The organism is Flavobacterium arabinosi (assembly GCF_048158725.1).
Classification (GTDB): Bacteria; Bacteroidota; Bacteroidia; order Flavobacteriales; family Flavobacteriaceae; genus Flavobacterium; species Flavobacterium arabinosi.
The window spans coordinates 12,605-25,534 of sequence record NZ_JBLNKX010000003.1 but is presented as its reverse complement, the minus strand read 5'-3'; the positions used below and the strand labels follow the sequence as shown (position 1 = coordinate 25,534).

The window sequence follows — 12,930 nt, the reverse complement described above, 5'->3', positions numbered from 1 at the left end:
ATGAGAAAAATAATATTTTTTTTAGGAATTATAGCAGCACTTTTTTTAAATAGTTGCCAAGATGTGGTTCCAATAGATCTAAATACCGCACCGCCAAAACTAGTTATTGAAGCTTCCATAAATTGGAAAAAAGGAACAGATGGAAACCAGCAAAAAATTAAACTAACCACAACCAGCGATTATTTCGGCACCGAAATTCCAACAGTTTCGGGAGCCACTATTTTCATTACTAACAGTGCTAATACTACATTTCATTTTACCGAATCAGCTACCAAAGGAGAATATGTTTGCAATAATTTTATCCCAGTCATTAATCAATCCTACACCTTAACTGTTATTAGTGAAGGCGCAACATACAAAGCCTCCGAAACATTAAAATCAGTGGCACCAATAACTGAAATTATTCAAAATAACGAAGGAGGTTTTACCGGGAAAAATAAAGAAATCAAATCGTATTACACGGATCCAGCCAACGAACATAATTATTATTTGTACCGATACACCTATTCCAATGAGGTCAAATCTAATTTTTACGTGGATCAAGATGAGTTCTTTGATGGAAATAAATTTTTTAGCATTTCCCAAAAGGATGATTTAAAATCGGGAGACGTTATAGAAGTCAGTCATTACGGAATTTCAAAATCCTATTACAATTACATGATCGTTTTAGTAAGCATCGCAGGCAATAACGGTGGAGGTCCATTCCAATCCCCTCCTGCAACGGTAAGGGGAAACATCATCAATACCACAAATTCAATAAATTATCCATTGGGTTATTTTTCACTTAGCGAAGTTGATATTAAAAATTATACAATTAAGTAATTAGGAGCCAATCCAGATAGCAATAAAAAAAAGTATAGTGTAATCTGAGCTATTGATTTTAGCTTGCAGATTAACGATTTTAGATTTTAGATTTTTCATACATTTACAACAAATTTAGAATCTGAAATCTAAATTCAAAATTCCTAAATCAAAAATCTTCATGTCCTCACATCACATCGTTCGCGACGACCAAGAACCGGCTTTAATAATTGCCAATGGTGCATCCTGCAATCCAGAATTATTAGGACAATTGTTAGAATGGTCCCCTCTGGTAATTGTATTAGATTCGGCCATGGAAAGAGTCATGCAATTAGACATAAAAGTGGATGTCCTTTTAGGGGATTTTGACAGAGGATTCGATCCGGAGCAATACCAAACTTCGCAGTATCCAATTGAGATTATCCATGCACCAGACCAAAATAAAACCGACTTAGAAAAAGCTTTTGATTATTTAATTCACCGAAAAATTCCAGCTGTAAATGTCGTTTGGGCAACAGGAAGAAGAGCCGATCATACTATTACCAATCTTACCAATATAGTTCGATATAGAAATCTATTGAAAATTGTGATTTTAGACGACCATTCAAAAATATTTTTATTGCCCAACAAATTCGAAAAATGGTACACCGCTAATACACCCATTTCGCTAATACCCATTGGACATGTGACCGGAATTCATTCTGATAATTTATTTTATCCTTTAAAAGATGACAGCCTGACTATAGGCTATAGAACTGGAAGCAGCAATCACGTCATCAAAGACGGCATAGTCACAATTGAACACAGTGAAGGCGATTTATTATTGATGGAATGCACTGATTAATGCTGAAAAAACGATTTATAATCTCAACTTATAATTTGACAGAAAGAGATTGACTATCTTTGCGCCGAAATGGAAAAAATAAAACAACAAACGATTACCGAAAAAACCAATTTGCATCCGAGAAATCTGGATAGGTTTGGATATGATTTTGAACAATTAATTAAAAATTGTCCTGAATTAAATAATTTTGTCGCTGTTAATGAGCACAATATAGAAACTATTGATTTCAGTAATCCCGAAGCGGTAAAATCATTAAACAAAGCCTTACTAATAACTCATTACGACATACAGGATTGGGACATTCCTAAAAACTACCTTTGCCCGCCCATTCCCGGAAGAGCTGATTACATTCATTATATAGCTGATTTATTAGCGTCCAGTAACAACGGAATCATCCCGGAAGGTGAAACGGTTCAAGGTTTAGATATTGGTATTGGTGCCAATTGTATTTATCCCATAATTGGTAATTCTGCTTACGGATGGAGTTTTGTTGGAACTGATATAGATTTAAAAGCAATTGAAAATTGTAGTAAAATTATCGAGTCGAATCCAAAATTAATTGATGCAATTAGTTTACAACAACAAACAGAAGCGCGCTTTATTTTTAAAAATATAATTACACCCGAAGACAAATTTACTTTTACTATTTGTAATCCTCCCTTTCATAATTCAAAAGAAGAGGCTACAAAATCTTCTATAAGAAAAATTAATAATCTAGAAAATACCCGAACTAAAAATCCAGTGTTGAATTTTGGTGGACAAAACACTGAGTTATGGTGCGAAGGAGGCGAATTAGGTTTCGTAACCCAAATGATTTACGAAAGTGCTAAATACCCTATGCAATGTTTGTGGTTCACAACTTTGGTTTCAAAAAAAGAAAATCTTTCCAGTCTTTATAAAACCTTAAACAAAGTTAGCGCTGCGGAAGTAAAAACAATTGACATGGCTCAAGGCCAAAAAACAAGCCGAATTATAGCGTGGACCTTTTTAAGCGAAACACAACAAAAAGCTTGGAAATTTTAGAATTAAATACACACTTATAAATACTTTTAAATCATTCCAAACGATAATACTAATGACCTATTGGTATGTTGTTTTTAGTTACCCACAAAAAATATTTATTTAAATGAACCATAAATAAAAGCTTCTATTATTAAATCAATAATAAAAGTTCTAAAAAAATTGTTTTCAAAAAAAAATATATAAATATTCACGAAAAATCGAATTTCTTTATATTTTTATGCTTAAAAATAAATTTTAACATAGTTTTACGTAAGTTTGCTAAGGAAATCTTAAATAATAAAAAAGATATTCTTTTACAATTCATCAAATTATTAGCAAAAAATCATTCATTTATAAATGAAGAAACATTCAAAAGGAAGAAAAAAGCACCTTTTTATTATCCTTTTTTATTGCAATTCAAATGTTATTTCGCATTAAAAAAATGAACTAATCCAAACTAAATTGTGAAAAGGCAACTACTACATACCGAAACACAAGATGACTCCACACTTTGGAGCAATCTAAAAAAGGGGGATGAAAAAGCTTTTTCAATACTTTTTAAAAAACATTATTCCCATTTAGTTCGTTATGGAAATTCATTTATTCCATTTCCTGAAAAAGTGCAAGATTGCGTACAAGATGTTTTTACAGATATTTGGGTTTATAGAAATAAACTAAATGATTCAGTTGTAGTAAAAGCATACTTATTATCCAGTGTTCGTAAACGTATTACACGATTACAAGAACGTGATCGTATTTTCCGCGTCAGTACTTCTATAGATTCAATTAAATTTTTATTTGATTTTTCCATAGAGCATCATCTCATTGCCGATGAAATAACTGCTGACAAAGTCTCACGCCTCAATCAATTAATTAATAATTTGCCTTCTCGTCAAAAAGAAGCCTTGTATCTTCGCTACAACCAGGAACTTACTGTAGACCAAATAGCACATACGCTTGATATCAATTATCAATCAGCAAACAATCTTTTACATCGTGCTTTATTGTGCTTGCGCAAAGATTGGAAAGGAAGTATTTCCCTTATTTTATTACTATTTTCAACTGTCTTTTAAGTTTCAAAAAATAAAATCAAAAAAAATTAGAATTTAATGAGTATCCAGTAAAAAAACTGTCCTCTATATAATTGTAACCTTTTTGTGATGCAGCACCGTAACAATTATACTGAAATAGAAGACTTTTTAGCCGATGAATCATTCCATTTATGGGTGTGTTTCAAAGACGACCAACAAGAATGGGAAGACTGGACTTTAGAAAACTCCAGTCGTGCCAAATTGGTAGAAGAGGCCCGTTTATGGCTGTTAGCAATGAAAGCTCCTGATAGTGGATTATCTTCTGAGGCCGTTCAAAACGCATTAGAAGCTACTTGGATGAAAATTGAAACAAAAGAAGAAAATAAAAACGCAATAGCCCAACCAGTTCTAAAACTTTGGAAAAACCAATGGTTTAAAAGAGTAGCAGCTATTTTAGTTATAGGTCTTTTATCCGGCTGGTTTTATAATCAACATTTCGGCACTAAAAATTTGACACTTACCTACAATGAACTGATTAATGAAAATGATGAAGGTTTGGTTGAGCAAACGAATAATTCCGATAAACCTCAAATAATAACATTATCAGATGGTAGTTCCGTATTATTACAACCCAATAGCAAGTTGAGTTATCCAAAAATATTTGTGGGTAATGAGAGAAAGGTTTACTTATCTGGAGAAGGTTTTTTTGAAATCAGTAAAAATCCTCAGAAACCATTTTTTGTCTTTGCTAATGAAATTGTAACTAAAGTAGTTGGAACCAGTTTTAAAATAAAAGCATACGCTAATCAACCAAATATAGAGGTGGTCGTTCGTACCGGTAAAGTTAAGGTAAGATCAAATAAGATAATTACAACCGCAAAAGACGAATTGATTGTATTATTACCCAATCAAGCCTTACGATTCGTGCGTAAAAATTTAATTTTTAATAAAATTACCGATATAACCCAAGATGAATCTTTAAGTCATTCCACGAGTAGTATCGAACAATTGGGATTTGAATTTACAGATATTCCGGTTGCACAAATTTTCAAAACTATTGAGCAAGCTTATTTGGTAAAAATTGATTTTCCTCAAACTAAATTAAAAGATTGCTATCTAACAACATCTTTAACGGATCAGCCTTTGCCTGAAAAGCTTAAAATTATTTGTAAAAGCCTTGGAAACAATACAAGTTATGAAATGAATGGTAACCAAATTATAATTATATCAGATGGATGTAACTAACATTATCTTGCCTATGAATTAAAGTATACAATAAAAAAAGCGCCGAAAATGCTGTAACATTCTCGACGCCTTGAACAAAATCAATTAGCTCTCTGTAAAGAGTAATTGCTGTATTCTACCAATACCCTAACTAACGAATATTAATAAAAACAGACCAAAACTATGAAAAAAACCGTCTTTAAACAACGACTACTAATTCGAATTATGAAAATAACCTTATTTCAATTTGTTTTAGCCCTTGTCTTTTCAAGTGTAACAATAGCGAATAATATCAGAGGTCAAAAAAAGCTGGACACAAAGGTAACTATTACCGTGACCGATTTGAACTTAGATACTGCGCTGACTAAACTTGAGAAATTGGCACATGTGAAATTTTCGTACAATTCGAGAATGACACAATTGAATCAAAAAGTGAGTGTTTATGCTAATAATGAGGCATTATCAAGTGTACTTACCCGTATTTTGAAACCACTTAAAATTAATTATACTGAAGTAAGCAACCAAATTGTTTTACAAAAGGAAGAAATCCAAAAAGTGGGTATGAATGGAGAAGTTTTCTCAACTTTAAATCAAAATACAATTGCCGAAATCATTAAAGGCCGTGTAGTTGATGAAAAAGGAGAATCTTTACCTGGCGTAACTATTCTTGTAAAAGGAACTACAAAAGGTACAACAACTGATATCGATGGAAACTATACTATTAGTGCTGAAATTGGAGACGTTTTGCAATTTTCTTATGTTGGATTGGAAACTAAATCCGTAACTGTAACAGGAACTACATTAAACGTTACTTTAACTGGAAGTGGAGAAACACTTCAAGATGTTGTTGTGATAGGTTCTCGTAATCCTACCAGAACGGTAACAGAATCTGCAGTGCCTATTGATGTGATTTCTATGAAAGACATTGCTTCACAAGGTCCACAAGTTAACTTAAACCAAATTTTAAACATGGTTGCTCCATCGTTTACATCAAACACTACAACAGTAGCTGATGGAACGGATCACATTGACCCTGCACAATTAAGAGGTTTAGGACCAGATCAAGTATTGGTATTGGTTAACGGAAAAAGAAGACATACTTCCTCTTTAGTAAATATTAATGGATCACCGGGAAGAGGATCTGTAGGGACAGATTTAAATGCAATTCCAGCTTTTGCCATCGAAAAAATCGAAGTATTAAGAGATGGAGCTTCCGCACAATATGGTTCTGATGCTATTGCAGGTGTAATCAATATTAATGTAAAGAAAAATACCAATAAATTAGATGTTGCCCTTTTTGGAGGAGGAAATCTTTCAAAAGGTGCTAATGATCATGATGGTGGTATTGATGGTGGTAATTACCAATTAGACTTAAACTACGGAACTGGTCTTGGTAAAGAGAAAAGCTTTATTAATGCAACCGCGAGTTTTCAACTTAGAGATGCCACGAGCAGAGCAAAGGATGTTACAGGAACTTTATTCAATGCCTATAATGCGGTTGAACAAAGAGCAGCTGAAGCTGGAACAAACATTAATGCCCTTTTTGGAAACATAAATAATACTCCAAATACTACACAAATACTTACCACAATAAAACAGTATGCTCCACAAGTAGGTTATTTTACAACGGCCCAACAAACTGCTATAACAGGTGCCCTAAATATTTCTCAAATGCAAACCGCATTAAACTTTGATGCTACAGCAGGAGAATTAGCGTATAGAAGTCTTGAAAGAAAAGATTTCAATATGAGAGTGGGACAATCTTCTTTGAAAAGCGCACAATTCTTTTTGAACGCTGCTTATCCAATCAATGATAAATTGGAAGCGTATGCTTTTGGTGGAACGAGTTATAGAGATGGTGAAGCTGCAGGTTTCTACAGAAGACCTAATCAAGCCAGATCATACACCGGATTGTATCCAAACGGATTTTTACCGGAAATACATTCTACCATCAACGACGTCTCAGTTGCCGCAGGTCTTAGAGGTCTTATATTCGAAAATTGGAATTTTGACTTAAGTAACACTTTTGGAAGAAATGCTTTTGATTATGGTGTTGAAAATACAGTAAATGCCTCTTTAAGGGAAATTTCTCCAACTGAATTTGATGCTGGTGGTTTGGCTTTCGCACAAAACACAACAAATTTTGACATAAACAGAAAATTTGATGTCCTTAAAGGGCTGAACGTTGCTTTTGGTGCTGAGTATCGTCATGAAAACTTTGCTATCACAGCAGGTCAGCCAGAATCATATAATTTATATGATATCAACGGAGGTGTAGTTACGGCAACAACTCCTGCAAACATTAAAGTTACTGACTTTTTTGGTTCAGCAAGACCAAATGGTTCGCAAGTATTTCCAGGTTTTAGACCGGCAAATGCAATTGACAAAGACCGTAACAGTGTGGCCGTTTATACTGATTTAGAATTAGATCTTACGGACAAATGGTTAGTTAACGGAGCAGTTCGCTTTGAGAATTATTCTGATTTTGGAAATACAACTAATTTCAAAATTGCATCTCGTTATAAACTAACAGATAACATCAATTTGCGTGGCGCCGTTTCAACTGGATTTAGAGCACCATCGTTACACCAAATCTACTTTAATTCAACTGCTACACAATTCGTAGGTGGTGTGCCATTTGAAGTTGGAACGTTCAGTAATGACTCTCCAGTGGCAAAGGCTTTGGGAATTCCAACATTAAAACAAGAAGAATCTAAAAGTGCCAGTATTGGATTTACAGCAAAAATACCAGCTGCTAATATTACTTTAACTGCTGATGCCTATGTTGTGAAAATTGATGACAGAGTAGTACTTACCGATCAATTTACTTCTAATGCTGTTACAAAACCTTACTTTGATGCTGCAGGAGCAACTGCAGCAACTTTCTTTGCGAATGCAATTGACACGGAATCAAAAGGAATTGATGTAGTAATTAGTCATAAAACAAGTTTTGGTGAAGGGCTATCTTTAAAAACTGATTTATCCGGTACCATTTCTAATACCAAAAAAGTAGGTGACATACATGCATCTCCAATACTAGAAGCAGCAGGACAGATAAACAAATACTATTCTGAATCCTCCAGAATTTATCTTCAAGAAGCAGTGCCAAGAGTTAAAGCTAATTTAACGAATTCACTTTCTTACAAAAAATTCGATTTCTTCTTGAGAAACGTTTATTTTGGTAAAGTAACAGACCCGAACATTGCTGATGCAAATAATGATGGAACTATCAATGCTATTGTTGTAAATAATCAAGCAGTTGAAAACGAACATCCGGAATGGGCAGCGAAAATCATTACTGATTTGTCTGTAGGATTTAAAATTACTAATGCAACAAAAATTGTTGTAGGAGCAAATAACATTTTTGATATTTATCCAACTTTCAATTTAGGACCTCAAACAATTGCAAAAAGAGCATCCGGAGTTGATGCTAATGGAGCTGTTATTTATTCAACAACCACATCTTCAAACAATTCAATCGATTTGTCTAATGCAAATCAATTTGTATATTCAAGAAACACATCTCAATTTGGTCAAAACGGTCGTTTTGTTTTTGCCAGATTAAGCTTCAGCTTCTAGAAAAACATTTTATATTATGGAAAGCCATCAACTTTTTGTTGATGGCTTTTTTTTGGCTTAAACTTAGGTAAAAAAAGAATTCAAACTTTGTACCTTTGTTTCACTTAACCTTTGTCCTTGTTTTAAATGAATTTCCAAGTAGTATCTGATTACCAGCCTAAGGGCGACCAACCTCAAGCGATTGAAAAATTGACTCAAGGGATTATTGATGGTGATAAATTCCAAACTTTATTAGGAGTTACCGGATCTGGAAAAACATTTACCGTGGCCAATGTGATTCAGGAAGTGCAAAGACCAACATTAGTTTTGGCACATAATAAAACTTTGGCAGCACAATTGTATTCGGAATTCAAACAATTCTTCCCGAATAATGCCGTGGAATATTTCGTTTCTTATTACGATTATTACCAGCCCGAAGCGTTTATGCCCGTAACCGGCGTTTTCATCGAAAAAGATTTATCTATCAATGAAGAACTGGAAAAAATGCGAATGTCAACCACTGCTTCGTTGCTTTCCGGACGAAGAGATATTTTGGTAGTTGCATCGGTTTCTTGTTTGTACGGTATCGGAAATCCGATAGAATTTCAGAAAAATTTGATTCCAATTGAGAAAGGACAAATAATCTCTCGAACCAAATTACTGCATCAACTGGTGCAAAGTTTATATTCCAGAACTGAAGCCGATTTTAATCCCGGGAGTTTCAGAATAAAAGGAGATACAGTAGATGTTTATCCAAGTTATGCAGATGAGGCATATCGAGTTCATTTCTTTGGTGATGAAATCGAAGAAATTGAAAGTTTCGACACAAAGAATTCTAAAGTCATTGAAAAATTTGATAAACTGACTATTTATCCAGCCAATATGTTTGTGACTTCGCCAGATGTTTTGCAAGGCGCAATTTGGGAAATCCAACAGGATTTGGTTAAACAAGTCGATTATTTCAAGGAAATAGGAAAACCTCTCGAAGCAAAACGATTGGAAGAACGTACCAATTTTGATTTGGAGATGATTCGCGAACTCGGTTATTGCTCCGGAATTGAAAATTATTCTCGTTATCTGGATGGTCGTTTACCAGGAACAAGACCTTTTTGTTTATTGGATTATTTCCCTAAAGATTATTTGATGGTGGTGGACGAAAGTCACGTGACACTTTCTCAAGTGAGTGCCATGTATGGCGGAGACAGAAGCCGAAAAGAAAATTTAGTGGAATATGGTTTCCGACTTCCAGCAGCGATGGACAATCGTCCTTTGAAGTTTGAAGAATTCGAAGCGATGCAAAACCAGGTGATTTATGTTTCGGCAACACCAGCCGATTATGAATTGCAAAAAACTGAAGGTGTCGTTGTGGAACAGGTAATTCGTCCGACAGGATTATTGGATCCAATTATTGAAATCCGACCAAGTTTAAACCAAATTGATGATTTAATTGAAGAAATTCAGGTTCGAGCCGAAATTGACGAACGTGTTTTAGTGACTACTTTAACTAAAAGAATGGCGGAAGAATTGGCCAAGTACTTAACCAAAGTCAATATTCGTTGTCGTTATATTCACTCAGAAGTAGATACATTGGAACGAATAGAAATCATGCAAGATTTACGCAAAGGAATTTTTGATGTATTAATTGGTGTGAATTTACTTCGTGAAGGTTTGGATTTACCAGAAGTTTCTCTAGTGGCAATTTTAGATGCAGACAAAGAAGGCTTTTTACGAAGCCATCGTTCGCTTACGCAAACAATAGGTCGTGCAGCAAGAAACCTGAACGGAAAAGCAATTATGTACGCTGATAAAATTACAGCAAGCATGCAAAAAACCATTGACGAAACCAATTATCGCAGAACAAAACAAATTAATTACAATACTGTAAATAATTTGGTTCCTCAAGCTTTAAATAAAAAAATCGAGAGCGCCTTTACCAAAAATCCTTTAGCAGATTATGAATTAGGTTATACTCTTTCAACTGCAGCCGAACCAATTACAGAATATTTATCAAAAACAGAAATAGAAAAACGCATACGCGAAAAACGCAAATCAATGGAAAAAGCGGCAAAGGAATTGGACTTTATGCAGGCCGCAAAATTACGCGATGAAATAAAAGCGTTGCAAGGACAATTAACTTAATTCTGTTGTTCCTGAAAAATATTCAATAAAACTTCACCATCAATAATTACATTAGGTGCTTCCTTCATTAATTTAAGAATACGTTTTGTTGCCTCTGGATTAAGTCCCATCTCAATTGCTATTTGTTGAATAGCGATAGTTTCTTTTTTATGCAAAACTCCATCGCTGTGCATTAACAAAGCCAGTCTATAAAATTGTTGAATGCGTTGAAAATCCGATTTAATAGGCAGTTGTGGTAATTCTTGATGAAACAAATCATTGAATCCTCCTTTTACTATGTTTAATTCATTGGCAACAATAAACAAAAAATCGTATTCTCTCTTATGCAATTGTCCGTCAACAGTAGAAAAAGCAATCATCTCTAAAAGTAAGCTTCTTTTTTCCTCGTAAGTATCCATGAAATTATTATTTTTAGCTAAAATATTGATTTTTTTAAATAAAAACACAAAACACCAGTAATGATTCAACAGTTTAAGTTAATTCTTATTATAATACTTTTCACGACAGTAAAAAATTTCGCTCAACAAAGCACCGCATCAAAACAAGTTTCTACGTTTACTATAGAGGCACCACAACTTAAAACGGCAAAGAAAATCTGGGTATATCTACCTAAAAATTACTTAGCTTCAAAAAAGAAATATTCCGTGATATACATGCACGATGCACAAAATCTATTTGATGCTAAAACTTCCTTTAGCGGAGAATGGAATGTCGATGAAAAGCTGGACAGTCTCAATGCACAAGTTATAGTTATAGGAATCGAACATGGAAATGACAAACGTTTAGACGAATTAACTCCTTTTAAAAACGAAAAATATGGTGGCGGAAAAGCAACTGATTATTTAGAATTCATCGTAAAAACGTTGAAGCCACAAATTGATAAAACCTACAGAACAAAACGGGAGAAAAAACACACCACTATCATGGGAAGCTCTTTGGGTGGTTTGACTTCCTTTTACGCAACTTTAAAATATCCTGAAGTATTTGGTAAAGCAGGCGTTTTTTCGCCCGCTTTTTGGATTAACCGCAAAGAAATTTTTGAATTAGAAGAAAAAAATAAAAAGCAAAAAACGAAATATTATTTTCTTTGTGGAGATAAAGAAGGTGATGATGATTCTATGGTTAGCGACCTCAATAAAATGGAATATCTAATAAATACTAAAAGATGTTATTGCTTAAATTTGAATGAAAAGAAAATCGTAAAAGGAGGACAACACAATGAAAAGTTATGGCGCGATGGTTTTGTGACAGCAGTTTTATGGCTCGGTTATTAATTTAAAAGATAAATACATTAATTTTAAGTACTAAATCAGATTCAAATGGAACTAATCTTAAGAGAATACAACCTTAAATTAAAACACACCTTTACGATTTCAAGAGAATCGATTGACTTTCAGCCTTCATTGATTGTAGCATTAAAAAGTGAAGGATTTTCAGGTTTTGGCGAAGCGACATCTAATCCATATTACAAGACAACTGTTCCAATGATGATGCAGGATTTAGAAAAAATTAGCTCATTAATTGAAACTACAACAAATGAAACACCGGAAGAATTTTGGGCAAAAATCCATCCATATTTAAAAGACGATATGTTTGCTTTGTGCGCTTTGGATATGGCATATACTGATTTGTATACTCGTAAAAAAGGAAAGAAATTGTACGAGTTATGGAATTACAACATCGATAAAAATCCATTGACCGATTATACTATTGGCATTGCTTCCATAGAAAAAATGGTTGCTAAAATGAAAGAATTGCCTTGGCCAATTTATAAAATAAAATTGGGAACCAAAGAAGATATTGCCATTGTAAAAGAGCTACGAAAACACACCGATGCAATCTTTAGAATCGATGCCAATTGTGGTTGGGGAGTGGAAGAAACTATCAACAATGCAGTCGAGTTAAAAAAACTGGGGGTAGAATTTTTGGAACAACCCATGAAAGCAGACAATTGGGAAGGACACAAGGAAGTTTTCAAATATTCTGTTTTACCAATAATTGCTGACGAAAGTTGTATTATCGAAGAAGATGTGGCCAAATGTCACCATCATTTTCATGGCGTAAATGTCAAATTAGTAAAATGTGGCGGATTAACTCCCGGAAGACGGATGATAGAGGAAGCCAAGAAATTAGGTTTAAAAACGATGGTGGGTTGCATGACAGAATCAACTGTAGGAATATCTGCGATTGCACATTTATTGCCACAATTGGATTATGTAGATATGGACGGCGCATTGCTTTTGGCAGAAGATATTGCAACTGGTGTAACCATAGATTTTGGAAAAATAAGCTATTCAGACTTAAATGGTACGGGTGTAACTTTAATTTAAT

General features: G+C 34.0%; 10 protein-coding genes. 9 read left to right on the top strand and 1 reads right to left on the bottom strand.

What is annotated here, in order from left to right:
• The 7 genes from ACM55K_RS06920 (at position 1) to uvrB (ending at position 10,599) form a co-directional block, all read left to right on the top strand.
• Positions 1 to 822 carry a DUF4249 domain-containing protein gene (locus tag ACM55K_RS06920; protein WP_416849503.1) on the top strand — a complete coding sequence of 274 codons (822 nt, stop codon included), beginning with the start codon at positions 1 to 3 and terminating at the stop codon, positions 820 to 822.
• A 160-nt stretch (positions 823 to 982) separates the two neighbouring features.
• The gene (locus tag ACM55K_RS06915; protein WP_416849502.1) at positions 983 to 1,645 is read left to right on the top strand and encodes a thiamine diphosphokinase; all 663 of its coding nucleotides are present in this window, start codon (positions 983 to 985) and stop codon (positions 1,643 to 1,645) included.
• 69 nt (positions 1,646 to 1,714) lie between these two features.
• Positions 1,715 to 2,668: a 23S rRNA (adenine(1618)-N(6))-methyltransferase RlmF gene (gene rlmF / locus ACM55K_RS06910; RefSeq protein WP_416849501.1), complete on the top strand. Its 954-nt coding sequence runs from the start codon at positions 1,715 to 1,717 to the stop codon at positions 2,666 to 2,668.
• Positions 2,669 to 3,111: 443 nt separating this feature from the next.
• The gene (locus ACM55K_RS06905; protein WP_416849500.1) at positions 3,112 to 3,720 is read left to right on the top strand and encodes an RNA polymerase sigma factor; all 609 of its coding nucleotides are present in this window, start codon (positions 3,112 to 3,114) and stop codon (positions 3,718 to 3,720) included.
• Positions 3,721 to 3,807: 87 nt separating this feature from the next.
• Positions 3,808 to 4,923 carry a FecR family protein gene (locus ACM55K_RS06900; RefSeq protein WP_416849499.1) on the top strand — a complete coding sequence of 372 codons (1,116 nt, stop codon included), beginning with the start codon at positions 3,808 to 3,810 and terminating at the stop codon, positions 4,921 to 4,923.
• Positions 4,924 to 5,463: 540 nt separating this feature from the next.
• The gene (locus ACM55K_RS06895; RefSeq protein ID WP_416849930.1) at positions 5,464 to 8,481 is read left to right on the top strand and encodes a TonB-dependent receptor; all 3,018 of its coding nucleotides are present in this window, start codon (positions 5,464 to 5,466) and stop codon (positions 8,479 to 8,481) included.
• Between the two features lie 126 nt (positions 8,482 to 8,607).
• On the top strand, positions 8,608 to 10,599 hold the full coding sequence (uvrB, locus tag ACM55K_RS06890) for an excinuclease ABC subunit UvrB (RefSeq protein WP_416849498.1): 1,992 nt from the start codon (positions 8,608 to 8,610) through the stop codon (positions 10,597 to 10,599).
• On the opposite strand, the gene ACM55K_RS06885 is transcribed toward uvrB, so the two are convergent.
• Complete coding sequence (locus ACM55K_RS06885; RefSeq protein WP_416849497.1) at positions 10,596 to 10,997, bottom strand: excinuclease ABC subunit B; 402 nt, start codon at positions 10,995 to 10,997, stop codon at positions 10,596 to 10,598. The genes uvrB and ACM55K_RS06885 overlap by 4 nt on opposite strands.
• A gap of 60 nt (positions 10,998 to 11,057) precedes the next feature.
• Here ACM55K_RS06885 and ACM55K_RS06880 point away from each other — a divergent pair, with 60 nt between their 5' ends.
• Both ACM55K_RS06880 and ACM55K_RS06875 read left to right on the top strand, forming a co-directional pair.
• Positions 11,058 to 11,873 carry an alpha/beta hydrolase gene (locus tag ACM55K_RS06880; RefSeq protein ID WP_416849496.1) on the top strand — a complete coding sequence of 272 codons (816 nt, stop codon included), beginning with the start codon at positions 11,058 to 11,060 and terminating at the stop codon, positions 11,871 to 11,873.
• Between the two features lie 45 nt (positions 11,874 to 11,918).
• Positions 11,919 to 12,929, top strand: a complete 1,011-nt coding sequence (locus ACM55K_RS06875; RefSeq protein ID WP_416849495.1) for a dipeptide epimerase — start codon at positions 11,919 to 11,921, stop codon at positions 12,927 to 12,929.
• Position 12,930: the final 1 nt, after the last annotated feature.

Excerpts from the sequence above, each read along its gene's own strand:
- ACM55K_RS06920 (WP_416849503.1), top strand. The coding sequence starts at position 1 with ATGAGAAAAATAATATTTTTTTTAGGAATTATAGCAGCACTTTTTTTA.
- ACM55K_RS06915 (WP_416849502.1), top strand. The coding sequence starts at position 983 with ATGTCCTCACATCACATCGTTCGCGACGACCAAGAACCGGCTTTAATA.
- rlmF (WP_416849501.1), top strand. The coding sequence starts at position 1,715 with ATGGAAAAAATAAAACAACAAACGATTACCGAAAAAACCAATTTGCAT.
- ACM55K_RS06900 (WP_416849499.1), top strand. The coding sequence starts at position 3,808 with ATGCAGCACCGTAACAATTATACTGAAATAGAAGACTTTTTAGCCGAT.
- ACM55K_RS06895 (WP_416849930.1), top strand. The coding sequence starts at position 5,464 with ATGAATGGAGAAGTTTTCTCAACTTTAAATCAAAATACAATTGCCGAA.
- uvrB (WP_416849498.1), top strand. The coding sequence starts at position 8,608 with ATGAATTTCCAAGTAGTATCTGATTACCAGCCTAAGGGCGACCAACCT.
- ACM55K_RS06885 (WP_416849497.1), bottom strand. The coding sequence starts at position 10,997 with ATGGATACTTACGAGGAAAAAAGAAGCTTACTTTTAGAGATGATTGCT.
- ACM55K_RS06880 (WP_416849496.1), top strand. The coding sequence starts at position 11,058 with ATGATTCAACAGTTTAAGTTAATTCTTATTATAATACTTTTCACGACA.
- ACM55K_RS06875 (WP_416849495.1), top strand. The coding sequence starts at position 11,919 with ATGGAACTAATCTTAAGAGAATACAACCTTAAATTAAAACACACCTTT.